Origin of the sequence: Streptomyces avidinii (assembly GCF_014650695.1) — a bacterium.
Classification (GTDB): domain Bacteria; phylum Actinomycetota; class Actinomycetes; order Streptomycetales; family Streptomycetaceae; genus Streptomyces; species Streptomyces avidinii.
On sequence record NZ_BMVL01000014.1, the window covers coordinates 90,541 to 115,843 of the forward strand.

Annotated in this window: 21 protein-coding genes; 12 read left to right on the top strand and 9 right to left on the bottom strand. The window is 71.6% G+C overall.

All coding sequences use genetic code 11. The features are described 5' to 3' along the window. Nucleotides 1–82 precede the first annotated feature (82 nt). Nucleotides 83–1,606: a hypothetical protein gene (locus IE257_RS29725; protein WP_189972966.1), complete on the top strand. Its 1,524-nt coding sequence runs from the start codon at nucleotides 83–85 to the stop codon at nucleotides 1,604–1,606. 188 nt (nucleotides 1,607–1,794) lie between these two features. Here the strand turns inward: IE257_RS29725 and IE257_RS29730 are convergent, their stop codons facing one another. The 3 genes from IE257_RS29730 to IE257_RS29740 are packed head-to-tail and all read right to left on the bottom strand — an operon-like array spanning nucleotide 1,795 to nucleotide 5,992. Then, nucleotides 1,795–3,021, bottom strand: a complete 1,227-nt coding sequence (locus IE257_RS29730) for an MATE family efflux transporter (RefSeq protein ID WP_189972967.1) — start codon at nucleotides 3,019–3,021, stop codon at nucleotides 1,795–1,797. Next, the gene (locus tag IE257_RS29735; RefSeq protein WP_189972968.1) at nucleotides 3,018–4,784 is read right to left on the bottom strand and encodes a lipopolysaccharide biosynthesis protein; all 1,767 of its coding nucleotides are present in this window, start codon (nucleotides 4,782–4,784) and stop codon (nucleotides 3,018–3,020) included. The genes IE257_RS29730 and IE257_RS29735 overlap by 4 nt, the downstream gene beginning before the upstream one ends. Further along, nucleotides 4,781–5,992, bottom strand: a complete 1,212-nt coding sequence (locus IE257_RS29740; RefSeq protein WP_189973041.1) for a glycosyltransferase — start codon at nucleotides 5,990–5,992, stop codon at nucleotides 4,781–4,783. The genes IE257_RS29735 and IE257_RS29740 overlap by 4 nt, the downstream gene beginning before the upstream one ends. Nucleotides 5,993–6,157: 165 nt before the next feature. Here IE257_RS29740 and IE257_RS29745 point away from each other — a divergent pair, with 165 nt between their 5' ends. Continuing rightward, entirely contained in the window at nucleotides 6,158–6,646 is a 489-nt protein-coding gene (locus tag IE257_RS29745; RefSeq protein ID WP_189972969.1) for an FAD synthase family protein, read from the top strand. Here the strand turns inward: IE257_RS29745 and IE257_RS29750 are convergent. After that, nucleotides 6,627–7,349, bottom strand: coding sequence for a CDP-alcohol phosphatidyltransferase family protein (locus IE257_RS29750; RefSeq protein WP_189972970.1), 723 nt, complete (start codon nucleotides 7,347–7,349; stop codon nucleotides 6,627–6,629). The genes IE257_RS29745 and IE257_RS29750 overlap by 20 nt on opposite strands. Before the next feature lie 123 nt (nucleotides 7,350–7,472). Further along, complete coding sequence (gene glgX, locus IE257_RS29755) at nucleotides 7,473–9,644, bottom strand: glycogen debranching protein GlgX (RefSeq protein ID WP_229920739.1); 2,172 nt, start codon at nucleotides 9,642–9,644, stop codon at nucleotides 7,473–7,475. A 332-nt stretch (nucleotides 9,645–9,976) separates the two neighbouring features. On the opposite strand from glgX, the gene IE257_RS29760 reads away from it, so the two are divergent. The 8 genes from IE257_RS29760 to IE257_RS29795 all read left to right on the top strand — a co-directional run bounded on the left by IE257_RS29760 (nucleotide 9,977) and on the right by IE257_RS29795 (nucleotide 19,449). After that, a complete protein-coding gene (locus tag IE257_RS29760; RefSeq protein ID WP_189973042.1) occupies nucleotides 9,977–11,197 on the top strand; it encodes a L,D-transpeptidase in 1,221 nt (406 codons plus the stop codon). A 188-nt stretch (nucleotides 11,198–11,385) separates the two neighbouring features. Next, nucleotides 11,386–13,701, top strand: coding sequence for a choice-of-anchor A family protein (locus IE257_RS29765; RefSeq protein WP_189972972.1), 2,316 nt, complete (start codon nucleotides 11,386–11,388; stop codon nucleotides 13,699–13,701). A gap of 181 nt (nucleotides 13,702–13,882) precedes the next feature. After that, on the top strand, nucleotides 13,883–15,115 hold the full coding sequence (locus IE257_RS29770; protein ID WP_372453065.1) for a L,D-transpeptidase: 1,233 nt from the start codon (nucleotides 13,883–13,885) through the stop codon (nucleotides 15,113–15,115). Nucleotides 15,116–15,201: 86 nt separating this feature from the next. Next, a complete protein-coding gene (locus IE257_RS29775) occupies nucleotides 15,202–15,969 on the top strand; it encodes an enoyl-CoA hydratase/isomerase family protein (protein WP_189972973.1) in 768 nt (255 codons plus the stop codon). Nucleotides 15,970–16,225: 256 nt separating this feature from the next. Next, nucleotides 16,226–16,738, top strand: a complete 513-nt coding sequence (locus IE257_RS29780; protein ID WP_052873668.1) for an ATP-binding protein — start codon at nucleotides 16,226–16,228, stop codon at nucleotides 16,736–16,738. Nucleotides 16,739–17,098: 360 nt separating this feature from the next. Then, the gene (locus IE257_RS29785; protein WP_229920732.1) at nucleotides 17,099–17,911 is read left to right on the top strand and encodes a polysaccharide deacetylase family protein; all 813 of its coding nucleotides are present in this window, start codon (nucleotides 17,099–17,101) and stop codon (nucleotides 17,909–17,911) included. Continuing rightward, a complete protein-coding gene (locus tag IE257_RS29790; RefSeq protein WP_189972974.1) occupies nucleotides 17,908–19,095 on the top strand; it encodes a YncE family protein in 1,188 nt (395 codons plus the stop codon). The genes IE257_RS29785 and IE257_RS29790 overlap by 4 nt, the downstream gene beginning before the upstream one ends. A 141-nt stretch (nucleotides 19,096–19,236) precedes the next feature. Beyond that, nucleotides 19,237–19,449 carry an EF-hand domain-containing protein gene (locus IE257_RS29795; RefSeq protein ID WP_189972975.1) on the top strand — a complete coding sequence of 71 codons (213 nt, stop codon included), beginning with the start codon at nucleotides 19,237–19,239 and terminating at the stop codon, nucleotides 19,447–19,449. Between the two features lie 80 nt (nucleotides 19,450–19,529). On the opposite strand, the gene IE257_RS29800 is transcribed toward IE257_RS29795, so the two are convergent. Further along, on the bottom strand, nucleotides 19,530–20,078 hold the full coding sequence (locus IE257_RS29800) for a PadR family transcriptional regulator (protein ID WP_189972976.1): 549 nt from the start codon (nucleotides 20,076–20,078) through the stop codon (nucleotides 19,530–19,532). A 100-nt stretch (nucleotides 20,079–20,178) separates the two neighbouring features. Here IE257_RS29800 and IE257_RS29805 point away from each other — a divergent pair, with 100 nt between their 5' ends. Next, nucleotides 20,179–20,892 (top strand): flavodoxin family protein, encoded by a 714-nt coding sequence (locus IE257_RS29805; RefSeq protein WP_189972977.1) that lies wholly within the window; start codon nucleotides 20,179–20,181, stop codon nucleotides 20,890–20,892. Between the two features lie 52 nt (nucleotides 20,893–20,944). Continuing rightward, nucleotides 20,945–21,589, top strand: a complete 645-nt coding sequence (locus IE257_RS29810; RefSeq protein ID WP_189972978.1) for a dihydrofolate reductase family protein — start codon at nucleotides 20,945–20,947, stop codon at nucleotides 21,587–21,589. A 67-nt stretch (nucleotides 21,590–21,656) separates the two neighbouring features. Here IE257_RS29810 and IE257_RS29815 read toward each other — a convergent pair whose 3' ends face one another. The 3 genes from IE257_RS29815 to glyA form a co-directional block, all read right to left on the bottom strand. Beyond that, nucleotides 21,657–22,163, bottom strand: coding sequence for an AMIN-like domain-containing (lipo)protein (locus tag IE257_RS29815; protein WP_189972979.1), 507 nt, complete (start codon nucleotides 22,161–22,163; stop codon nucleotides 21,657–21,659). Between the two features lie 136 nt (nucleotides 22,164–22,299). Next, nucleotides 22,300–23,682: an L-serine ammonia-lyase gene (locus IE257_RS29820; protein WP_189972980.1), complete on the bottom strand. Its 1,383-nt coding sequence runs from the start codon at nucleotides 23,680–23,682 to the stop codon at nucleotides 22,300–22,302. Between the two features lie 351 nt (nucleotides 23,683–24,033). Then, nucleotides 24,034–25,290, bottom strand: coding sequence for a serine hydroxymethyltransferase (glyA, locus tag IE257_RS29825; RefSeq protein ID WP_189972981.1), 1,257 nt, complete (start codon nucleotides 25,288–25,290; stop codon nucleotides 24,034–24,036). Between the last annotated feature and the right edge of the window lie 13 nt (nucleotides 25,291–25,303).

A 25,303-nucleotide genomic window follows, 5' to 3' on the forward strand; every position in this document is an offset into this window, starting at 1 on the left:
GACCCCCGCGCCGCCGCCTCCCCGGGCGTGGCCCGCTCAGACTAGACTGCGCGCGGACCAGGCACATCGGGTGGGGGCGGCAGTGACGACGGACATACGCAAGCCCTCCGCGGCGCCCGCGAAGCAGCCCGTTCCGTCCCCTTTCGAGGACGAGAGCCTGTGGGGCCGGGCCACCCTCCCGCGCACCCTCCTCTCGCGTGCCCTGTCCGTCCCGCTGGCCCTCGGTTTCACCGTCTTCCTGCCGCTGTTCGTCGCCCTCCAGTCGGGCGCCGGCGTCCGCGACGCGGCCTTCTGGCTCCAGCTGCTGCTCACCATGTACGCGGGTGCCCGGCTCTCCGCGATGGTCCTCACCAGCCGCCGCAAGCTGCTCCAGGGCTCCTTCTGGCTCTTCGTCTACATGGCCATGGGGGTGGCCCCGCTCGCGCAGGCCGTCCTCGGCCAGGTGCCCACGCCGGTCGTCGGCCCGCGCTCCGACCTGACCGTCGCCGTCGGACTCGTGCTGCTCGGCTGCACGGCCTTCGACGTCGGCGTGCTGCTGGCCCGGCACCGGCCGACCGGGCGGGCGGGCGGCTCCCAGAAGGCGTCGAAGCCCGTCATGGCGCACCGGCGCCGGCTCCAGCTGCTGACGGGCCTGTCGTTCCTGTGCAGCGCCGTCTTCATCATGAAGCTCGGCGGCCCGGCGGTCTTCTTCTCCAGCCGCCAGGAGATCATCGCCGGCATCGAGGAGGCGGGCGTCTCCAACGGCGACGGCCAGGCCGGCCAGGCCCTGCTGCGCGGCTTCGGCACCGTACCGGCCCTGCTCGCGCTGCTCCTGTACACCCGCTGGCTGATCACCTCGAAGTTCGCCCGCCGCAAGGTGTCGGTCATCGTCACGTGGGCGGCGCTCGCCGGCCTCAACCTGATCGTCAACAACCCGATCTCGAACCCGCGGTACTGGTTCCTGACGGTCATGTTCGCGCTGCTGTTCACCGTCTTCCCGGTGAGCGCGGCGATGTACCGGGTCGCGCTGTCCATGGCGGTGGTCGTCGCGCTCCTGATCTTCCCGTTCGCGGACCGCTTCCGCTACGACGAGAAGAACTACCGGCCGGTCGAGACCACGTCCTTCCTGGAGCCGATGGCCCTCAAGGACTACGACCAGATCGGCATGTTCGCCAACACCATCACCTTCTCGAACTCCGGCCCCGGCCACTTCTACGGCCGCCAGCTCGCGGGATCGATCTTCTTCGCGGTGCCGCGCGCGGTGTGGCCCGGCAAGCCGCGGGACACGGGCGTGATGGTCGGCCAGTGGATGGGCACGGTCAACACCAACCTCTCCTCGCCGATCTGGGCGGAGCTGTGGCTCGACTTCGGTCCGCTGGGCATGGGCGCGGGACTGCTGGGCATGGGGTACGCCTCCGCGCGCGTCGACCGGCGCTACGCGAAGCGTGCGACGCGGCGGAGCCCGCCGGGCAGCCTGATCTCGGTGGTGGTTCCGCTGGTCGCGGGCTACTCGTTCATCCTGCTGCGCGGGCCGTTGCTCCAGGCGTCCGGGCGGGTGGCGATCGCGGCTCTCTGCCTCGCGCTGGTCGCGACCTACCGCACGGACAAGTCCACCACCCTGCGCTGACCGCGCCGCCGTTGCGGGTGGCCGCCCGCACCTTGCCCGCGCCGCCGCTTCCCGGGTATTTCAGCCCGTCCGGCGTTCGAGGACCGGGTCCGGGCAGCGCCCGGGGAACGGTGAAGGGCGGGGCGGGGAGAGAAGCCCGCGCAGCGGGCACGGCGGTCCGGTGGGGCTCATCGTTGCGCGCGAGCGGGTCAGGCGGCAGCCACGGGCTCGGTGTCCCGTGAGCCGGCGGCGGCCGGCAGGCGGGTGACGCGCCACCAGGCGGCCAGGGCCTTGAGGGCCGAGCCGGCCGCCAGGCCCCACGCGGCGCCCGCCACCCCCCACACCGCGTACCCGCCGAGCAGCAGCCCCACGGACAGCAGCGAGAAGACCACCTGCAGGGACAGGGTGGCCTTCGGGGCCAGCACCCGCAGGGTCAGCAGGGCGCACGTGCCGAGCCCCATCACGGCGTACTGCGCCCCGGTGGCCGGCAGCAGCGCGGACGCGCCCGCCCAGGTGTCGCCGAGGAGTTCCCGGCCCAGCCGGTCCGGCAGCAGGTACAGGGCCGTGGCCCAGCCCGCGCCGACCGCCGCCAGTACGAGTCCCAGCGCGGCCGTGGCCCGGACCGTGGCGCGCTTGCCGCCGAGCCGCCCGAGGACCGGCGGCCCGAAGGCGTTCGCGGAGTTGAACAGCACGTTCAGCGGCCCGAAGAGCGTGGTCGCGCCCCGCAGCGCACCGACGGCCAGCGGCGTCGCGAAGACGCCGAGGCCCAGTACGGCGAGCTGGCTGGAGCCGTTGCCCACCGCGAACTCGACCACGAACCGCTGCCCGAGGTGACCCCGCCGCAGGTACGGTCGCAGGTCGCCGCGCACGCCGCGCACGTACGGCCGCAGCAGCCACAGCCCGAGCGCCAGCGCGGGCAGCGCGGAGAGCCCCCAGGCGAGGACCAGCCGCCCGGCCGAGGCCCCCTCGGGCTGCACCGCGAGCGCCGCGACCACGCACGCCAGCCGCAGCGCGTCGGCGGCCAGCGCCCGTTCCGGGGCGCGCAGCGCGGAGAAGCAGTACCGCAGGCCGTCCTGGAGGAGCACCAACGGCAGTACGAGGCCCAGCGCGAGGAAGGCCGTCCCGGTGGCCGCGGCCAGCGCGAGGCCCACCAGCAGCAGCAGCGCGCCCACGGCGGCCGACGCGGCGGCGGTGAAGCCCACCGCGGAGCGGCACTCGGCGCCGAGCCGGTCGCCCTTCTCCAGCACCAGGCTCTGGCCGACGTAGGCCATGTTCAGTCCGAGGAGCACGCTGAAGGTCACGTACACCATGGAGAAGTCGGCGAACCCGGCCGCCGAGGACAGCCGGGCGGCCAGCACCAGCACCAGGATGTTGGTGGCGCTGGAGGCGGCCTGGTCCAGGACCGACGCGACGGCGGCGAGGCCGCGTCGGCTCATCTGCGGCCCATGCGGACGGTGCGCAGCGCGACGGTGTCGGTGCCGTCACCGGGGATGTGCTGTTCGGGCTCGGCCACTTCGTAGGGGATCGGCTGCGGCTGCGGCACGGGCTTGCCGGACTTCGCGGCGGTCCCGGGACCCGCGCCGGGTCCGACCGGCGCCGGGCCGCCCTTGTCCTTGCTGCGGCCGCGCTTCTCGCCGGGCAGCGGCGCGTGCAGCACCGCGCCCAGCACGGTGCCGCCGGCGCCGCTGATCAGCTCGCGGATCCGGGACAGGTCGGTGCGGTGCACGGCGCGCGGGTCGCAGACGACCAGGACGCCGTCGACGCGGTCGACGAGTGCGAGGGCGTCGGCGTACGAGAGCACGGGCGGCGCGAGCACGACGACGGTGGCGTTGGGGGAGTCGGCCTCGGAGATCAACCGGGTGGCGCGGGCCGAGGTCAGCGAACGCGGGACGTTGCGGGCCCGCTCGCCCGGGATCAGGTCGAAGGATCCGGATTCCCCGGCGTCCACGACGAGTTGGCGTCCGTCGGGCCATTCGGTGTCCGAGTGACGGCCGCCCGCGGACGGGCTGCCCGGGGTCTGGCTCCAGCGCGGCCGGCCGCCGGCGTCCGTCGGCAGCTGGCTGGCCAGGACCGGGGTGCGCAGGTCCGCCTCGATGAGGAGCACGTCCTTGCCGGTCTCCGCGAAGGAGGCGGCGAGGTTCACGGCCACCGCGGCGGCGGTCTCGCTGCTGCCGCGCGGAGCGACGACGAGCAGCCGGCGCCGGTCGGCGAAGCGGGCGTCGTAGGCCAGGCGGAAGGCCACCGAGCGGTACTCCTCGGCGAGCCGGGGATCGGCCTCGCCGGCGGCGAGCAGCGGTCCGCCGCCCGTCCGGTCCCGGGGCAGGTAGCCCAGGACGGGTGCGCGCAGCGCCCGGGCCACGTCGCCCTCGGAGCGCGGGGCCGGGTCGAAGACGAGGCGCACCCAGGCGGCCAGCAGGCCGAGCGCGAGGCCGACGGCCGCGCCGAGCGCGAGGGACATGATGATGCCGGGGCCGTCGGTGGCGGTGGGCGCGGTGGCCGCGCTGGTGACGCGGCCCGGGGTCATGTCCAGGGCCTCAAGCTTGGTGATCTTGGTGTTGTAGCCGCCGACCTCGCTCTGCAGGTCGGTCTTCGAGGAACTGGCGGCGTCGCGTCCGGCGCCGGCGGGCATCCGGGCGATCTCCTTCGACAGCTCGTCGAGCTGCTTGGCGATCGGGTCGCGCTGCTCCTTGTACCCCTTGACCATCTTGTCGCGGGTGGCGTCCAGGGCCTCCTGCCGCTTCAGCAGGTACGCCTCGGTCATCGTGTTGGCGCGCTTGGCGGCCTCCTTGGGGGAGTCCGCGGTGTACGTGAAGCGCAGCACCATGGTCTGCGGCGGGTTGGTGACCTGCAGCCCGCTGCGCAGGGCGGCGAAGCCGGACGCGCCCACGCCGAGCTTCTTCGCCGCCTCGTTGGCTATGGAGGAGCTGAGCGCGACCTGGCGCTCCGAGCCGATGTTGATCGCCTTGTCCGGGGCGAGGCTCGGGTTGAACGGGTCGTCGGTGGGCGCGCGCAGGACGACGTCGGCGGTCGCGACATAGGTGTCCGCCGTGGAGATGCCGAGGTAGACGCCGCCCAGCAGGCCTATCCCGATGCCCGCGCCGATGAGCCTGCGGTAGCGCAGGAGCTGCCGGAACTGATCTCTCAGGAGATCGGGTTCGTCGTCGGCCGGTGCCGCTGCAGGGCGGTTCGTCTCGATCACGGCCGCGGTCCCCCAAGTGCTTCGTCTATCAGTGCGTCGATGCGGGCCAGGCCCGCTTCGCGGCTCAGATGGGCCGCCACGTGGCGGGGTCCGGCCGCTCCCAGTGCGTCCGCGCCTTCCGGATCCTCGGCCAGGGCCCGGACGGCCTTCAGCAGGGCCTCCGGATCCTCCGGAGGTACGAGTACCCCCGCGCCCGAGCGTTCCACTTCCTGGGCGGTCCCGCCCTCCGCCGCCACGGAGGCGACGACGGGCCGGCCCGTCTGGAAGTAGGAGGTGAGCTTCGACGGGACGCTCATGTCCAGCACGGCGGCGTGCTGCGTGACCGCGAGAACGTCCGCCGCGGCGAGGATATCCGGGAACTCGCCGTCAGCGGCAGGGGGGATGATGTCCAGATTCGGCACATCCGCTGCGAGATCGGACAGGGCCGCCCGCTGACTGCCGTCGCCCATCAGGACGAAGCGGACACTCGGATCCAGCCGGGCGGCGCCCACGAGGACCTCCAGGCCCTGCTTGAGACCCATGTTCCCGGAGTGCAGGACGACGGTCTCGCCCGGCGCCCACCCCAGGTGGTGGCGGGTCTCCCCGCGGGGCTTGGTGGGCACGGACACGTGCGACCAGTTGGGGACGAGGCGGATCTTCTTCGGGTCCACGCCCATGCCGACGACCCGGTCCACGAAGGTCTCGTGGATGACGCCGACGAGCGTGGCCCGCTTGAGGGCGTACGCCTCGGCGCGGCCGGCGATCACGGCCGCCTTGTCACCGCCGCTGATCCCGCTCTGTGCGGCGGCGGCGCCCATCAGGTCCTGGACGACCGGGACGTACGGGACCTTCCACCGGGCCGCGAGCCGGGCGGCGAGCACCCCGCCGGCCAGGCTGGGCATCTGGGCGAGGACCGCGTCGGGCCTGGGCATCCGGGGCGGGGCCACGGCGCCGTGCAGCAGAATCGATCCTTCAAAAAGGGCGCGCTTCACGGCGGTCTGACGCCGCGGAACGGTGTGCGCGCGCCGGTGCACGGTCACGCCCGCCCGCTGTTCCGTGCGCCGGAAGGCGCCCTTGTACTCCGGTTCGAGCGACCACGCCGGGTAGTGCGGCATGCCCGCCAGCACGTGGGTCTCGTGACCGAGATCCGCCCAGTGCTCCGCGATTTGGGTGGCGTACGGGCCGATCCCCGCGTGCTCCGGAGCGTAATTGGTGGAAACCAGCAGCATGCGCCGGTGACCGGATCTGGACACTGAGCGTCCCCTTCTCCCCTGGATGATGCGCACGTCACCCTATTCGTTCACCAACGTGGTGCGGAACGTGCACGCTATTGTCTGCTAATCCGCTGCACCGGGGGGTGTGGCCGCTGGGGGTAAATGATGACGGAGCACGACATGTCCGACCTTGCCGCGCCTTCGCGCAGGCCGTATCGCGTCGGCTACGCGCCCGGTGCCTACGACCTGTTCCACATCGGCCATCTCAACATCCTTCGGCACGCCCGGAGCCAGTGCGACTACCTGGTCGCGGGTGTGGTCTCCGACGAGATGGCCGAGCTCGCCAAGGGACGCCGCCCGATGATCCCGCTCGTCGAGCGGCTGGAGATCGTCCGCAGCGTGAAGTACGTCGACGCCGCCTTCGTCGAGACGGTTCCCGACAAGGTGGAGACCTGGAAGCAGGTCCGCTTCGACGTCATCTTCAAGGGCGACGACTGGCGCGGCACCCCCAAGGGCGACCGGCTGGAGAAGGACTTCGCCGCCCACGGCGTCGACGTCGTGTACTTCCCCTACACCGTGCACACGTCCAGCACCCAGCTGCGCCGGGCCCTGGACGCGCTCGCGGAACCAGCCGCGGTCCCGGGCCAGGTCACCGGCGAACGGCGCTGAGCTCCCGGAACCACTTCGCGAGGAACGCCAGCAGGAACAGCGCGGCGACCACGCCCAGTGCCGCGTACGCCCAGGCGAACAGCTTCCCGCCGCCGAGCAGTACGAACACCAGGCAGAACACCCCGTAGTCCACGGGGAGCAGGGCCACGGCGCGCGCGGTCGACGGCGCGGCCGCCGGGCTGCCGGGGGCCGGCTTCGGCTTGAGCTTCTCGGTCAGCAGCCCGCCGAAGAAGGTCACCACCGCGGCGAACTGGAAGCCCAGCGGCACCAGCAGCCAGCCGTCACCGCCCGTCCCGTACGCCTCGGGGAAGCGGTAGAAGGCGATCAGCACACAGGAGTGCAGGGCCGTCAGCTTGGCGGCGTCCACGACGTGATCGAGCCATTCGCCCGCCGCGCTGCCGCCCCCGCGCAGCCGGGCCAGCTGCCCGTCCGCGGAGTCGAAGGCGAAGCCGACGGCGAGGGCGGCCCACACCGCGATCCCGAGCCCCCACGAGGGCGCGGCCAGCGCGACCGCGGCCACGGCGGCGAAGCTGAAGGCGGCACTGATCAGCGTCACCTGGTTCGGGGTGAGCCCCAGCGCGTACGAACCGGCGGCCAGGTACCGGCCGACGGGCCGGTTCACGAACCGGGAGTAGAGCGAAACCCCCTTCGCCGACTTCTGCGCACCGCGCAGTTCCTGCAGCGCGGTCGTGACTCTGCCCATGCAGGGACCCCCTCCGAGACGATGTCGAACACATCATCGCAGTACGAACGAGGGTGCTGGTTCCGGATGTACGGGTACGTCCGGAACCAGCAGGACGGCAGGGGCGTCACGGGCCGCCGGGGCTCAGCTCACCACCCTCAGCAGCAGCACCGATCGCGCCGGGACCGTCAGGGCCAGTCCGCCGCGGTGGCGGGTGCCGGGAGGGTCGGACTGGGTCTCCAGGGAGGTGTCCAGGACGACCTCGTACTCCTCCGCCCACGGCGCCCCCGGCAGGACCCACGGCACCGGCCGGTCCCCGGTGTGCAGCAGCACGAGGAAGCTGTCGTCCGTCACCTGCCGGCCCCGCTCGTCGCGGCCCGGGATGTCCCGCCCCGACAGGTACATCCCCAGCGCGGCGGCCGGCGCGTACCAGTCCCGCTCGGTCATCTCCGCACCCGCCGTGGTGAACCAGGCCAGGTCCCGCAGCCCGTCCGCGCCCTGCGACTGCCCCGAGAAGAACGCCCGCCGCCGCAGCACCGGATGGGCGTGGCGCAGCGAGATCAGCCGGGAGGCCAGGGCGAGGAGGGACCGCCAGGCCGGATCCTCCAGCAGCGACCAGTCCACCCAGCCCGTCTCGTTGTCCTGGCAGTACGCGTTGTTGTTGCCGTCCTGCGTCCGCCCGAACTCGTCGCCGGCCACCAGCATCGGCACACCCGTGGACAGCAGCAGGGTGGTGAGCAGGTTGCGCAGCTGGCGGCGGCGCAGCACGCCGATCCGGGGATCGTCGCTCTCGCCCTCCGCCCCGCAGTTCCACGACCGGTTGTCATTGGTCCCGTCCCGGTTCGCCTCCCCGTTCGCCTCGTTGTGCTTGCGCTCGTAACTGACCAGGTCGCGCAGGGTGAAACCGTCGTGCGCGGTCACGAAGTTCACCGAGGCGTACGGCCGCCGCCCGCCCCACGCGTACAGGTCGCTCGACCCCGACAGCCGGTACCCGAGATCCCGAACGTCGGGCAGCGCGCCCCGCCAGAAGTCCCGTACGGCGTCCCGGTAGCGGTCGTTCCACTCCGTCCACAGCGGGGGGAAGGCGCCCACCTGGTAGCCGCCCGAACCCACGTCCCACGGCTCGGCGATGAGCTTGACCCGCCGCAGCACCGGGTCCTGTGCGATCACCGCGAGGAACGGCGAGAGCATGTCCACGTCGTGCATCGAGCGGGCCAGCGCCGCCGCCAGGTCGAAGCGGAAGCCGTCCACCCCCATCTCGGTGACCCAGTAGCGCAGCGAGTCCGTGATCAGCCGCAGCACGTGCGGGCGGCCCGCGTGCAGGGTGTTCCCGCAGCCCGTGTAGTCGGCGTAGCGCCGCTGGTCGGACTGGAGCCGGTAGTAGCCCCGGTTGTCGATCCCGCGCAGGGACAGGGTCGGACCCAGCTCGCTCGCCTCCGCCGTGTGGTTGTAGACCACGTCGAGGATGACCTCGATCCCGGCCGCGTGCAGGGCCCGGACCATCCGTTTGAACTCCCCGACCTGCTGCCCGGCCGTACCGCTCGACGAGTACCCCGCGTGCGGGGCGAAGTAGCCGACCGAGTTGTAGCCCCAGTAGTTGCGCAGCCCCCGGCGCAGCAGGTGGTCCTCGTGCGCGAACTGGTGCACCGGCAGCAGCTCGACCGCCGTCACGCCCAGCCCCGTCAGGTGCTCGATCGCCGCCGGGTGCGCCAGGCCCGCGTAGGTGCCCCGCAGTTCCTCGGGAATACCCGGATGGCGCATCGTGAAGCCGCGCACGTGAAGTTCGTAGATCACCGAATCGGCCCACGGGGTCTTCGGCCGGACGTCGTCCGCCCAGTCGTCGTCATCGTGGACGACCACGCCCTTCGGGACGAACGGCGCCGAGTCCCGGTCGTCGCGTACCGTGTCCGCGATGTACTGCTGCGGCCAGTCCCGGACGTGCGCGTACACCTCGGGGGGCAGCGTGAAGTCCCCGTCCACGGCCCGCGCGTACGGGTCCAGGAGCAGCTTCGCCGGGTTGTACCGGGCGCCCGTCCAGGGGTCCCAGCGGCCGTGCACCCGGAATCCGTACCGCTGCCCGGGGCGTACGCCCGGCACGAACCCGTGCCAGATCTCGTGGGTGTGCTCCGTCAGGGCGCAGCGGGTCTCGGCGCCGGCCTCGTCGAAGAGGCACACCTCCACCGCCTCCGCGCCCTGTGCCCACAGGGCGAAATTGGTGCCCGCGGTCCCGCCCGGACCGTGGTGGAACCGGGCCCCCAGCGGATGGGAGGACCCTGGCCACACCGGTGCCCCGGGGCGCGCTTGCACCCGTGACACCTGGCCCCTGACCTGGCCGTTCGGCCGCTCCTTCGGCCGCTCCTCCGGTCGGCCGTCGATCTGCGGTACGGGCGCGGCCTGGCCGCTCCGCACCGCTCCGACGGCATTGCTGACGGCTTCCACCGCCTCCTGCTCGGCTGCGCTCGACACTGCCCGCCTCCACGGCTCCTGGGTACCGGCGGGGGTAGGGGAGAGTGCGGCCCCGGCGTCCCGGCCTGGGCCCGCCCCCGTCTGGTCCTTCCCACTGTTCTGCCCGGACAGATCTGCCCGGAACGTCGCCCGCGCTCACGTTTCCCCGGCACCGCCCGGTCGTTGGAGGGATCGTGACACTTCTGACGAGGCGGGCAGGGGCGGGCTTGGCCGCCGTGGCGGCATGGGCGGGCCTGCTGGGCGGCCTGGCCGGATGCACCCAGGACGGCAGGGCCCCGGTCGAGATCCAACTGCCCGGCAAACCCCGCTCGCCGGACGAGGCCATTCGCATCACCCCCGACGACAACGCGAAGGCGGTGCCCGCAGACGGCCGACTGTCCGTCACCGTGCCCGAGGGCCGCCTGGAGCGGGTCGTGGTCACCAAGGTGGAGGACGCGCAGCAGGAGCAGGTGCCCGGCTCCATCGCCCCCGACGGGCTCAGCTGGAGCCCCGAGCCCGCGTCCGCGCGGCTCGCGCTCGCGGCCAAGTACACCGTGGACGCCGTCGCCCTCGACGGGCACGACCGCCGCCAGGCCCGCCACACCACCTTCACCACCTACGTTCCCGAGGAGCGGTTCATCGGCTACTTCAAGCCCGAGAACCGCTCGACCGTCGGCACCGGGATGATCGTCTCCTTCCGGTTCAGCCGCGCCATCGAGCGCCGCGCCGAAGTGGAGCGGGCCATTTCCGTCACGTCGGATCCCGGCGTGCAGGTCGTCGGCCACTGGTTCGGCCGCGACCGTCTCGACTTCCGGCCCAAGGAGTACTGGAAGTCCGGCACCAAGGTCACCGTGAAGATGGACCTGCGCGACATCGAGGGCGCGCCCGGCTCGTACGGCATCCAGGACAAGACCGTCACCTTCACCGTCGGCCGCTCCCAGGTCTCCACCGTGGACGCGGCCGCGCACACCATGGAGGTCCGCCGGGACGGGCAGCTGGTGTCGACCGTGCCGATCAGCGCCGGGGCGCCCAAGACCACCACCTACAACGGGAAGATGGTGGTGATGGAGATGTTCGACGTCACCCGGATGAACGGCCAGACCGTCGGTTTCGGCGGCGAGTACGACATCCCCGACGTCCCGCACGCCATGCGGCTCACCGCCTCCGGGACCTTCCTGCACGGCAACTACTGGTCCAGCCCCGACAGCTTCGGCACCACGAACCTGAGCCACGGCTGCGTGGGCCTGCGCGACGACAAGGGCGGCGGCTCCGACACCCCCGCCGGCTGGTTCTTCGACCGGACCCTGATCGGGGACGTGGTGGAGGTCGTGAACTCGCAGGACAAGACGGTCGCCCCCGACAACGGGCTGGGCGGCTGGAACATGTCCTGGGCGGACTGGGTCGCCGGGTCCGCCGTCGCCTGAGCACGGACGGCCCGGCGCGGCGCGAGCGGCGCCGCGCGGCCGATCCGGCGCGGGCCGCGCGGCCGCGCCCGGGAGAGTGATCGCTGTGATCGAAATGCCGTAGCGGAGAGTGTCCTCACCACGCCCCGCCGAAGCCTGCCTCCAGCCTGTCAGGGCACATCAGGGCAGCAGGCAACGGACGGAGCGTCATGTCATTGAGGAACTGGACCCTGGGGCTCGCGATCGGAGCCGTACTGGCCTCCGCCGCGCCCGCCGCCTTCGCGGCGGGTCCCGGCGGCGAGCGGCCGGCGGCTGCCGCAAGAGCGCCGCTCCCCGGGGGGCTGGGGCCCTGCGTGCCCGGTGACTGCCCCGACCCGTACCCGCCCATCGGCAGCGACGGCGTCCCGCAGGGCCGGGACAACGGCATCAACATCTTCGCCGGCGGCGACTTCCGGGTCAGGGGCCGGGCCTCCGAGGCCGAGGGCCGGCTCGTCGTCCTCGGCGACTTCGACCAGGACAAGCAGACGGGCGGGGACAGCCGCTACAACGTCGGCATCGTCGGTGCCGGATCGCGGGTGCCCCCGCCCGTCGGCGCCGACTTCCTCACCACCGGCGGCTCGATCGCGGTGGCGACGGGCGAACGCCTGCTCGCCGACGGCGGCGTGGTCCGGTACGCGGGCGCCCTCACGGGCACGGTGACGGGCCGCCCCGTCCGGGACCCCGCCGCGGCCGCCCCGTACGCGGGGCTGCGCGACCGGCTCAGCGCCGCCAGCCGGTGCTACGCGCGGATCGGCGGGCAGCCCCGACCGGCCACCGGCACGGCCGTCAACAACGGCTTCGAGACCCTCTTCACCGGCGACAACTCCTCCGAGCTCCAGGTCTTCAACATCGACGCGAACCTGGTCGGCAACGGTGGACGGCAGCAGGGAATCCGGTTCACCGGCATCCCGGCCACCGCCACCGTCCTGGTGAACGTCCTGGGCGCCACCCGCACGATCAACACCTACAGCGGCGGCATCGCGGACACCGACCCCCTCAACGCCTACCGCGACCGGCTGCTGTGGAACTTCCCGGACGCCACCACCGTGAACCTGACCGGCAGCGGCCAGTTCCAGGGCAGCTTCCTGATGGGGCAGCAGTCCTCCGAGACCACCGTCACCCTGCCCGGCATCAACGGGCGCTTCTTCACCACCGGCTCCGTCACGCACACCAGCGCAGCCACCGGGGGCGGCGGACAGGAGTTCCACGCCTATCCCTTCAACGGCGACCTGCCCGAGTGCGGCGGCCCGGCTCCGGTGACCGGATCGGTTTCGGTGCTCAAGCGGGACGCGGCGACGGGCGCTGCGCTGCAGGGGGCCCAGTTCGAACTGTGGCGCGAGACGAACGGGACGGACGGGCTGCAGGACACCGCTCCGGGAGCCGACATCCTGATCGACGAGTGCACCACGCCGGCGTCCGGCATCTGCGAGCAGGTCACCGAACCCGGTACGTACTACTGGCGCGAGACCAGGGCGCCGCTCGGCTACGACCTCCCGGCCGAGCGGGTCCACGAGCTGACCCTCACGACCGAGAACGCCTCCACCGGGGTCCGGTACGAGGCCGACAACCAGCGCACCCCCGAGCCGCCGGCCGCCGCCCGGGTGGTGCTGCGCAAGAACGACCGGGCCACGGGCCTCCCGCTGGCCGGCGCGCAGTTCGAGCTGTGGCAGGAGAGCAACGACCGCCCGGGCCTCCAGACGGACGTACCCGCCGACACCCGTCTCGACGGGGTCTGCGTGACGGACACCCGGGGCACCTGCACGGTGGAGCTGCCGATCGGGCAGACGTACTACTGGCGGGAGACCGCCGCCCCGGTCGGGTACGAGAACCCGGCCGACCCGGTCACCCGGTTCGAGTTGGACCGCGGTGACGTGGTGGACGGCGTCGTCGTCGCCGTTGCGAACACCCCGGTGAGCGAGGAATACGAGGGCTCGATCCGGGTCGTCAAGCAGGACGCCAGGACCGGGCGCCCGCTGCCCGGCGCGGTCTTCGAGGCGTGGCAGGAGACCAACAACACCCCGGGCCTGCAGACGCGCGGCATCAACGCCGACCGCCGGGTCGGCCCGGACTGCACCACCGACCGCGCCGGCGCCTGCGACTTCGGCCCGCTCCCCGAGGGCTGGTACTACCTGGTCGAGACCGCGGTCCCCGCGGGCTACGTCCTGCCCGCCGATCGGGTCACCGGGCCGCTGCGCCTGGACATCGGCACCCCCGACCGGCGCATCGTGGTCACGCTGCGGAACAAGCCCGTCGACCACGGCAAGGACGAGCACGGCAAGGGTGACCACGGCAAGGACAAGCCGAAGCACCCGAAGCACCCGAAGGGCGACCACGGCAAGGGCAAGCCGGGGCACTCCAAGGGCGACCACGGCAAGGGCAAGCACCCGAAGGCCTCCAAGCCCTCCAAGCCCTCCAAGCACTCCAAGCACTCCAAGCACCCCAAGCAGGCCCCGCACTCCAAGCACCCGAAGGGCCCCCGCGCCTGACCCCCTCGGCGACCGCCCCCGCGGGTCGGCCCGATCACTCCCCACCCCCGGTCCCGGGGGGCGGCCCGCCGAGGCACCGTTCCGGGCAGTTGGGACGGAACGGTGACAAGACCGTGGCTCATCGTGATCCCTCCCTGTGATTACCTGTCAACAAGCGCGCGACAGTCCGCGCGCGGGGGACATGGGGAGAACACGAGTGAACCTGCAGCCGATACGCGGCCGCGCCCGCACCGGCCTGCCGGCCCTTCTGCTGGGGGCGGCCCTGCTGTTCACCACCGCGTGCAGTGGCGGTGGCGGAGGCAGCGGCAGCGGCGACAACGCCGGGGGCGGCGGCAAGACCGGTACCGAGGCCTCGAAGGCGGTCGTCAGCGTCAAGCCCGACGACGGGGCCAAGGAGGTCGCCACCAGCGGCGTCCTGAAGATAACGAGCACCGGCGGCAAGCTGACCACTGTGACGGTCGCCGACACCAAGGGCAACGCGGTCGAGGGCAAGCTCGCCGACGACGGCTCCAGCTGGGAGCCGGCCCGCCACCTGGCCTCCGCCACCGAGTACAAGGTGCACGCGGTCGCCAAGGACGAGGGCGGCCGGGAGTCGGCCAAGGACACCACCTTCACCACCCTGACCCCGACGAACACCTTCGTGGGCCACTACACCCCCGAGGACGGCTCCACCGTCGGTGTGGGCATGCCGGTCTCGATCAACTTCACCCGCGGGATCACCAACCCGGAGGCCGTCGAGAAGGCCATCACGGTGACGGCCGAGCCGCCCGTGCAGGTCGAGGGCCACTGGTTCGGCAACGACCGCCTGGACTTCCGCCCCGAGAAGTACTGGGCCGCGGGGACCAAGGTCACCGTGAAGCTCGCCCTCGACGGAGTCGAAGGCCGCCCGGGCGTCTACGGCAAGCAGACCCGTACGGTCACCTTCACCGTCGGCCGCTCCCAGGTCTCCACGGTGGACGCCAGCGAGAAGGAGATGCAGGTCGTCCGTGACGGCCAGGTCATCAAGACCCTCCCGATCACCGCGGGCGCCCCGTCGACCACCACCTACAACGGGCAGATGGTCATCAGCGAGAAGTACAAGGTCACCCGCATGAACGGCGCGACCGTGGGCTTCGGCGGCGAGTACGACATCTCCGACGTCCCGCACGCGATGCGCCTGTCGCAGTCGGGCACCTTCGTCCACGGCAACTACTGGGCCTCCGCCGGCACCTTCGGCTCGGCGAACGTCAGCCACGGCTGCGTCGGCCTCAAGGACGTCCGCGGCGCCGGCGACAACGACCAGCCGGCCGCCTGGTTCTTCAACGAGTCCCTGATCGGCGACGTGGTCGTCGTGAAGAACTCCAAGGACAAGCAGATCGCCCCGGACAACGGCCTCAACGGCTGGAACATGGACTGGGCGGAGTGGATCAAGTAAGCGGGTCCCGTACCCCGTGAAGTGGCCCGGTGCTGTGACCCACGGCACCGGGCCACTTCACGTTAACCGGCGCTAACCTGGCCCGCATGACCCTCTCTCTCGAAGTCTCCGAAGGCGTCGGCACCATCCGCCTGGACCGGCCGCCCATGAACGCCCTGGACATCGCAGCCCAGGACCGGCTGCGCGAGCTCGCCGTGGAGGCGACCGACCGGACCGACGTCCGCGCGGTCATCATCTACGGCGGCGAGAAGGTGTTCGCGGCGGGCGCGGACATCAAGGAGATGCAGACGATGGACCACGCGGCGATGGTCGCCCGGTCCCGCGCGCTCCAGGACGCCTTCACCGCCGTCGCCCGCATCCCCAAGCCCGTCGTCGCAGCCATCACCGGCTACGCGCTGGGCGGCGGTTGCGAACTCGCGCTGTGCGCCGACTACCGGATCGCCGCCGACAACGCCAAGCTCGGTCAGCCCGAGATCCTGCTCGGCCTGATCCCGGGCGCCGGCGGCACCCAGCGGCTGTCCCGGCTGGTCGGACCCTCCAAGGCCAAGGACCTGATCTTCACCGGCCGCATGGTCAAGGCCGACGAGGCGCTGACTCTCGGCCTGGTCGACCGGGTGGTGCCCGCGGCCGAGGTGTACGAGCAGGCGCACGCCTGGGCCGCGAAGCTGGCGCTGGGTCCGGCGATCGCGCTGCGTGCCGCCAAGGAGTGCGTGGACGCGGGTCTGGAGGCCGACATCGACACCGGCCTGACCATCGAACGCAACTGGTTCGCCGGCCTGTTCGCCACCGAGGACCGCGAGCTCGGTATGCGCAGTTTCGTCGAAGAGGGCCCTGGCAAGGCGAAGTTCGTCTGAGCGGTGGTCTGCGGCCGAGTGCGGCGGTCCTCCCTGTGGGTGGATTAGCCAGGCCTTAAGGCAACCTTAAGGGGAAACGGTGATCCACTCGCTGTGATCACATCCATGCGTGGTGTCACCTCAGGTCATGGTGCGTGTCGAGGCCCTCTGGTTGCCTCCTGCATATGACGGAACACCCCCTTGGACTGGTTGAATCCGGGGGGTGTTTTCCTGTGGAACCGCCCGGGAGGGCGCATCGGCCGTCCATGATGGGTGCATGGCGGGCCTGGAGGGTGTGGAACAGCCGCGGCAGCGCGGCAGCGCTTCGGCGGTACGGCTCACGGCGGCTGTTGAGGACGAACAGGGCCTCAAAGCGTTGGAGTTGTACGGAAATCCGGCCGAGGCGGAAGTGACCTTGCCGTCCATGCCGGAGTCGGCGAGCACCGCGCGCCGGCTCACCCAGTGCGTGGTGATCCGCCTCTGGGGCCTCTCGCCGCAGATCGCCGAGCACGCCGTCCTGCTGGTCTCCGAGCTCGTCGGCAACGCGGTCCGGCACACCGGGGCCCGCTCCTTCGGCTTACGGATGTTGCGGCGCCGGGGCTGGATCCGGGTCGAGGTGCGTGACCCCTCGCGCGGACTGCCCTGCTTGATGCCGGTCCACGAGATGGACACCACCGGCCGCGGCCTCTTCCTCGTCGACAAGCTGTCCGACCGCTGGGGCGCCGATCTGCAGCCGCGCGGGAAGATCACCTGGTTCGAGATGCGGGTCGCCGACCGCCAGAACGCCTGAAGCCCCCGTGCGCCGGATCGGCATGGGGGGCTTCATGGGTGCGCCGAGGATCGAAGGGGGTGTGATCCTCGGCGTGGTGACTTCGCTCGGGTCAATGGGAAGTCGTGCTTCCGACTATGGCAGACGAGGGCCCAAACGCCAAAAGTCCCTACTTGGACATAAGTGGGCAAATCGTAAGACTTTCTAGCTAAATCCTAGGTGAGGTGGGCCACTCACCTCGTAATCCATGAATAAGCATCGACTGCTCTGTGTAAATCGTTGATCACTTAGCGACCCGACCACCCGGTTGGCCCCTTTTGGTGGACCTACCGAATTGGGTCAATCATTACCATCCGGGTCATCCACCCCTTAAATGGGCAAGTGCTCTCACAACCAGGCCGCCGCGCGGCCCTGCGCGTGGCCCTGCGCGCGGCCGTCCTCCCGGCGGCCGGCGCCGCCGCTGCCGGCCTCACCGCCGCCTGCGGACCGGGCCGGCCCGCCACCGCGTCCTCCGGTCCGCCGCCGGGTCCGGTCCGGCCGGCCCGCCCGGCACAGGCGGCCCCGGCCGCCGCCCCGCGCCGGTTCGCGGGGCAGCCGGTCGAGATCGACCACGGACCGCGCGACCGCCCCCGGGTCGCCCTCACCTTCCACGGCAACGGGGACCCCGCCATCGCCCGGGCCGTCCTGGCCGCGGCCGAGAAGGGCGGCGCGCGGGTCACCGTCCTCGCGATCGGCTCCTGGCTCGACGCCCATCCGGAGCTGGCCCGCCGCATCCTCGACGGCGGTCACGAGCTCGGCAACCACACCCAGCGCCACCTCGCCATCAACGACATGCCCGAGGCGGAGGCGTACGCCGAGATCACCGGCTGCGCCCAGCGGCTCAAGCGACTCACCGGCTCCATCGGCACCTGGTTCCGGCCCTCCCAGACCCAGTACGCGACCCCGCTCGTCCGGAAACTGGCCCAGCGCGCGGGCTACCCGCACGTCCTCTCGTACGACGTGGACTCCCTCGACTTCACCTCGCCCGGTGCCGCGGCCGTCATCCGCACCGTCACCGGGACGATCCGGCCCGGATCGGTGGTGAGCCTGCACTTCGGCTACGCGGACACGGTCGACGCGATGCCTCCCCTCCTCGAAGAACTCGCGCGCCGCAAACTGCGCGCGGTGACCACCACGGAGCTGCTGACCCCATGACGACCACCCGCCTTCCCCGGACTGCCGGCGTGCTGCTGGCAGGGCTGGTCCTCGCCGCCCTGGCCGGCTGCGGATCAGCCGACAAGGGACCCGCCGAGGCGCTCGGCACCAAGGGCCCGGCCAAGCCGGTCAAGGCCGTGCCGGCCGCCCCGGCCGGCCTGCCCGGCATGCCGCCGCTCCTCGATCCGAACGACGTCTACGCGGCGGACCGGCCGAACAAGCTCTCACCCGTGGTCAAGGACTTCCCCTCCCGCGTCTACGTGCCGAACACCAACTCCAACACGGTGTCCGTCATCGACCCGGCGACCTACCAGGTCATCGACACCATCCCGGTCGGGGTCCAGCCCCAGCACGTGGTCCCTTCCTGGGACCTGAAGACCCTGTGGGTCAACAACAACCGGGGCCACACGCTCACCCCGATCAACCCGGCCACCGGCGAGGCCGGAAAGCCGGTCGAGGTGCACGACCCGTACAACCTGTACTTCACGCCGAACGGCAAGTACGCGATCGTCATGGCCTCGATGGACAAGGAGCTCGTCTTCCGCGACCCGCACACGATGGACCGCGTCAAGACGGTCCCCGTGACCTGCTACGGCGTCAACCACGCGGACTTCTCCGCCGACGGCCGCTACTTCATCGTGAGCTGCGAGTTCTCCGGCGAACTCCTCAAGATCGACACCGAGCGGATGGAGGTCGTCGGCCAGCAGAAGCTGCCGTTCGAGGGCGCGATGCCGCAGGACGTCAAGGTCTCCCCGGACGGGAAGACCTTCTACGTCGCGGACATGATGGCGCACGGGATGTGGGTGCTGAGCGGGGACAAGTTCGAGACCCCCAAGCTGCTGCCCACGGGCAAGGGCTGCCACGGCCTCTACGTGAGCCGTGACTCCAAGGAGATGTACGTCTCCAACCGGGGCGAGGGCACCATCTCGGTCTTCAACTTCCCGGAGAACCGGCTCACCAAGAAGTGGACGCTGCCGGACGGCGGCAGCCCCGACATGGGCGGGGTCTCGGCCGACGGCAAGGTGCTGTGGCTGTCCGGCCGCTACAACTCCGAGGTCTACGCGGTCGACACCCTGACCGGCAAGCAGGTCGCCCGGATCCCGGTGGGCGGCGGACCGCACGGTCTCGCCGTGTACCCGCAGCCCGGCCGCTACTCGCTCGGCCACACCGGGATCTTCCGGTAGGGGGAGCCCGGTGCGATCGGCAGGACACCCCCGGGCCGCCGTCGGGCACGGCAGGGCGGGCGGGCAGGACCCGGCGGGTCCACCCGCCCCGGGGGCGGCTACCCTGGGCCGGTCAACAAGCACCAAGAAGGGGTGGACCCAGTGGCGGACATCGAGAGCGCACGGGCTACGTTCGACAAGTTCGACGTGAACGGTGACGGCTTCATCACGGCCGACGAGTACAGCGCCGCGATGCGCGCCATGGGCGACGCCTACGTGTCCCCGGCTGTCGCGGATTCCGTCGTCGCCTCCAAGGACGCGAACGGCGACAAGCTGCTGAGCTTCGACGAGTTCTGGGCCTCCCTGAACAAGTAGTCCCTCCCGCTGCCGCCCCGTCCCGGACCGCCGGGGCGGGGCGGCAGCGTGCGTCCCGCCCCGGAGCCCCGCGTCCGGTGTCAGGCCTGCGGGCCGGACATGTCCTCGACCTCGGTGAGGGCCTCCTCCAGCCAGTGCAGCCAGAACGTCTCCAGGGCGATCCCGCCGTGCAGCACGAGCCGGCGCAGCCGGTCCTCCACAGCGTCCCGCCCCGGCGGGAAGTCCTTCTCCTCGATGGCCTCGTACTGCGCGAGCTGGCGCCGGTGCAGCTCCAGGTGGCGCCGCAGCTCGGGGCCGAGCCCCTGCGGCCCCACCACACCCGCGGCACGGATCCGCAGCAGCAGCGGGTCGCGCATCGGCTTGGGGTCCTGGCTCTCGCCGACCCACCGGGCCAGCTCCGCGCCGCCGGCCGGCAGCACCTCGTACTCCTTCTTCTGCCCCCGTACGGGCACCTCGCTGGGCAGCTCCCGGATCAGCCCGGCCTCCTCCAGCCGCCCCAGCTCGCGGTAGATCTGCTGGTGCGTCGCCGACCAGAAGTACCCGATCGACTTGTCGAACCGCCGGGTCAGCTCCAGCCCGGACGAGGGCTTCTCGAGCAGGGCGGTGAGGATGGCGTGCGGGAGCGACATGCGGTCATCCTAGATTCGCGGCCGCGCGGGCCACGCCGGGGCCGCCCCGTACGGGCGTCCCCCGGTGGCGGAGGCCGGACGCCCTGTCCACGCTGGGGGAGTGGCTGCCGCATACGACTACTCGGACCTGACCGCCCTTTACGTGAACTGCACGCTCAAACGCTCGCCCGAGACCAGCAACACCGAGGGCCTGATCGACAGGAGCCGCGCGGTCATGGAGGCCGCCGGTGCCCGGACCTCCCTCGTGCGCGCCGTCGACCACGACATCGCGACCGGGGTCTGGCCCGACATGACCGAGCACGGCTGGGAGAGCGACCAGTGGCCGGTCCTCTACAGCCAGGTCATGGACGCCGACATCCTCGTCCTGTGCGGCCCCATCTGGCTAGGCGACAACAGCTCCGTGATGAAGCAGGTCATCGAGCGGCTCTACGCCTGCTCCTCCCTGCTGAACGAGCAGGGCCAGTACGCCTACTACGGGCGGGTCGGGGGCGCGCTGATCACCGGCAACGAGGACGGCGTCAAGCACTGCGCCATGAACATCCTCTACAGCCTCCAGCACCTCGGCTACACGATCCCGCCGCAGGCCGACGCGGGCTGGATCGGCGAGGCCGGGCCCGGACCCTCGTACCTGGACCCCGGCTCGGGCGGACCCGAGAACGACTTCACCAACCGCAACACCGCCTTCATGTCCTGGAACCTCATGCACCTGGCCGCCCTGCTCAAGCGCTCGGGCGGCATCCCGGCCCACGGCAACCAGCGCGCGCAGTGGGACGCGGGCTGCCGCTTCGACTTCCCCAACCCCGAGCACCGCTGAGTTTTCGCCGCCCGGGCGGTCTCATCGTCATCGACCCGACCGGAGGAAGCCCGTGGAGCAATTGCTGAGAGTCCAGAACTTCACCGTCTCGCGCGACGGATTCGGCGCCGGCGAGCACCAGAGCCTCGCGCGGCCGTTCGGTGACGCCGATCCCGGCCCGCTGTTCGCCTGGGCCGGAGCGACGGCGAGCTGGCCCAACCGCACCGACCCCGGAGGAAGCCGCGGCCTCGACGACTACTTCACCCGGGACTTCGCGCACAACATCGGCGCCGAGATCATGGGCCGCAACAAGTTCGGGCCCCAGCGCGGCCCCTGGGCCGATCACGACTGGCGCGGCTGGTGGGGCGAGGAGCCCCCGTTCCACACCCCCGTGTTCGTGATGACCCACCACCCGCGTCCTTCGTTCACACTCTCCGACACCACGTTCCACTTCGTTGCCGGGGAGCCGGCGACGGTCCTCGCCGCGGCGCGGGACGCGGCGCAGGGCAAGGACGTCCGGCTCGGCGGCGGGGCCACCACCGTCCGGGAGTTCCTCGACGCGGACCTCGTCGACACCCTGCACGTGGCGGTCGCGCCGGTGGAGTTCGGATCCGGGGTCAGGCTCTGGGAGTCCCCCGAGGAGCTGCTCGACCGGTTCCACCTCGACGTCGTGCCCAGCCCCAGCGGTGTGAAGCACCACTTGTTCTGGCGGAGGTGAGGGGGCGGGGACGAACAGCGAGGCCCGGGGCGTGGGACGCCCCGGGCCCGGCGGCCGGCGGACCGGCTCAGTGCGCGATGTCCACCACGTACCGCTCCGGCGCGTGCAGGGCGAACGCGCGGTAGTACGGCAGGGTGTCGAAGGCGGCGCCGAAGGTCACGTACCCCTCGTAGTCGCCGGTCAGGGCGATGCCCTTGAGCTTGCTGAGGTTGATCTGCTGGAGCTTGGGGCCCTGGTAGACGTTCCCGCCCGCGTCGTTGTGCGCGGCGGCCGGGTTGAGGCGGATCTCCAGGAAGTACTTCCCGGGCAGCGGCACGGGCTTCCCGGAACCGTCGTAGACCAGCTGGTTGACGGGGGTGACGGTCACCGTGGGGGAGTACCCCTGGAGATCGATGACGATCCGGTCGTAGGAGGGGTGCCCGGCCCAGCGGGCATTGACGACGAGCGGGGTCTGGGCCTGTGCCGTGGTGGCGGTGAGGGAGGAGGCCGAGGCAGGCGCGGCGAAGGAGAGGCAGGCGGCGAGCAGCGCGCCGGTTGCCAGGGCCACGAACTGCCGGAGACGGGCGTGGATCATGACGTCCCCTCGATTCTCGAGAGACGGGGACTGGTGGCACAGCCTGGGACGCCGCTGAGGGCCCCGCGGTTCCGGTTCCGGACGGAGAAGGGGCCCGGCGCACGCGCCGGGCCCCTCTCGTGTCACGCGGTGGGCGTCAGCACTCGATGACGTTGACCGCGAGGCCGCCGCGGGCGGTCTCCTTGTACTTGACCTTCATGTCGGCGCCGGTCTCCTTCATGGTCTTGATGACCTTGTCGAGGGACACCTTGTGGCTGCCGTCGCCGCGCATCGCCATCCGGGCCGCGGTGACGGCCTTGACCGCCGCCATGCCGTTGCGCTCGATGCACGGGATCTGGACGAGGCCGCCGACCGGGTCGCAGGTCAGACCCAGGTTGTGCTCCATGCCGATCTCGGCCGCGTTCTCGACCTGCTCCGGGGTGCCGCCGAGCACCTCGGCGAGGGCGCCGGCCGCCATCGAGCAGGCGGAGCCCACCTCGCCCTGGCAGCCGACCTCGGCGCCGGAGATCGAGGCGTTCTCCTTGAAGAGCATGCCGATCGCGCCCGCCGCGAGGAGGAAGCGGACCACGCCGTCCTCGTCCGCGCCCGGCACGAAGTTCATGTAGTAGTGGAGCACGGCGGGCAGGACGCCCGCGGCGCCGTTGGTCGGCGCGGTCACGACCCGGCCGCCCGCCGCGTTCTCCTCGTTGACGGCCATGGCGTAGATCGTCGCCCACTCGCTGCGGTGCAGCATCGGGTCGCCCTCGGTGCGCAGCTGGCGCGCCGTGGAGGCGGCCCGGCGCTTGACCCGCAGGCCGCCGGGGAGGATGCCCTCGCGGGACATGCCGCGCGAGACGCAGGACTGCATGACGCGCCAGATCTCCAGGAGGCCCTCGCGGATCTCGTCCTCGGTGCGCCAGGCCTTCTCGTTCTCCAGCATCAGGGAGGAGATCGACAGCCCGGTCTCGTTCGCGAGGCGCAGCATCTCGTCACCGGAGCGGAAGGGGTACTTCAGCACCGTGTCGTCGAGCTTGATCCGGTCCTCGCCGACCGCGTCCTCGTCCACGACGAAGCCGCCGCCGACCGAGTAGTAGGTCTTCTCCAGCAGCGGGGTGCCCGCGGTGTCGTACGCGAAGAGCGTCATCCCGTTCGCGTGGTACGGCAGGGAGCGCCGACGGTGCAGGATCAGCTGGTTCGGCTCGTCGAAGGCGATCTCGTGGACGTCACCTATTTCCGCGCCCAGCAGCCGCAGCCGGCCGGTCCTGCGGATGCGCTCGACCTCGTCGTCGGCGGTCTCGACGTTGACCGTGCGGGGGGAGTGGCCCTCCAGGCCGAGGAGCACCGCCTTGGGGGTGCCGTGTCCGTGGCCGGTCGCACCGAGGGACCCGAAGAGCTCGGCCCGGACGGAGGCGGTCTGGGCCAGCACGCCGTCCTTCTTCAGCCGCGTCACGAACATGCGCGCGGCCCGCATCGGACCGACCGTGTGGGAGGAGGAGGGACCGATACCGATGGAGAAGAGATCGAAGACGGAGATGGCCACGGTGGCGGACTCCCTTGTCTGCTCGTGGGGTGGGAGGGGGCAGGAGAGGTGGATTATTCGGATTTTGTCCGGCAGACGAGCTTAGCGCGGTGAGGTGAACGCGTCGGCTGCCGGACGAGGTGGGATGCGTTACGCGGACGGGTCGGGCGGGTGCCGGTCCGCGGTCCCGGGCCCGCACACCCCGGCGGTGACGGCGCCGGGGCCGTCGGGCGGGGAGGGGCGGGCGGTGCGGGGAGGTGCTGCTGCGTGCTGCTGCGTGCGGTGTGCGGCCGTGTGCAGAGGAAGACGGAAGGGGCCCGGCCTGTGCGGGAACAAGGCCGGGCCCCTTCGTGGCCGGTGACCGGCCCCCGGCTAGAGCGACGGGTAGAGCGGGAACTTCGCGGCGAGCGCGGAGACGCGCGCCTTCAGGGCCTCGCTGTCGTACGCGGGCTTCAGGGCCTGCGCGATGATCTCGGCGACCTCGGTGAAGGCCTCGGCGTCGAAACCGCGGGTGGCCAGGGCCGGCGTACCGATCCGCAGACCCGAGGTGACCATCGGCGGCCGCGGGTCGTTCGGGATGGCGTTGCGGTTGACCGTGATGCCGACCTCGTGGAGGCGGTCCTCGGCCTGCTGACCGTCCAGCTCGGAGTTGCGCAGGTCGACCAGGACCAGGTGCACGTCGGTGCCACCGGTGAGGACGTCCACGCCCACGGCCTTGACGTCGTCCTGGACCAGGCGGGCGGCGAGGATCTTCGCACCCTCCAGGGTGCGCTCCTGGCGCTCCTTGAACTCGGGCGAGGCCGCGACCAGGAAGGAGACGGCCTTGGCCGCGATCACGTGCTCCAGCGGGCCGCCCTGCTGACCCGGGAAGACCGCGGAGTTGATCTTCTTGGCCAGCTCCTGCGTCGACAGGATGACACCGCCGCGCGGACCGCCGAGGGTCTTGTGCGTGGTGGTGGTGACGACGTGGGCGTGCGGCACCGGGTTCGGGTGCAGACCCGCGGCGACCAGGCCGGCGAAGTGCGCCATGTCGACCATCAGGTACGCGCCGACCTCGTCCGCGATGCGGCGGAAGGCGGCGAAGTCCAGCTGGCGCGGGTAGGCGGACCAGCCGGCGACGATCAGCTGCGGCTTGGACTCCTTGGCGAGGCGCTCGACCTCGGCCATGTCCACCTCACCGGTCTCGTCGACGTGGTACGGGACCACGTTGTAGAGCTTGCCGGAGAAGTTGATCTTCATGCCGTGGGTCAGGTGACCGCCGTGGGCCAGGTTCAGGCCCATGATCGTGTCGCCCGGCTTCAGCAGCGCGAACATCGCGGCGGCGTTGGCCTGCGCACCGGAGTGCGGCTGGACGTTCGCGGCCTCGGCGCCGAACAGCGCCTTGATGCGGTCGATCGCGATCTGCTCGACCACGTCGACGTGCTCGCAGCCGCCGTAGTAACGGCGGCCCGGGTAGCCCTCGGCGTACTTGTTGGTCAGGACCGAACCCTGGGCCTCCATGACGGCGACCGGAGCGAAGTTCTCCGACGCGATCATTTCCAGGGTGGACTGCTGGCGTACGAGCTCGGCGTCGACGGCGGCGGCGACGTCCGGGTCGAGCTCGTGGAGCGGGGTGTTCAGTACAGACATCAGGATCCCCTGG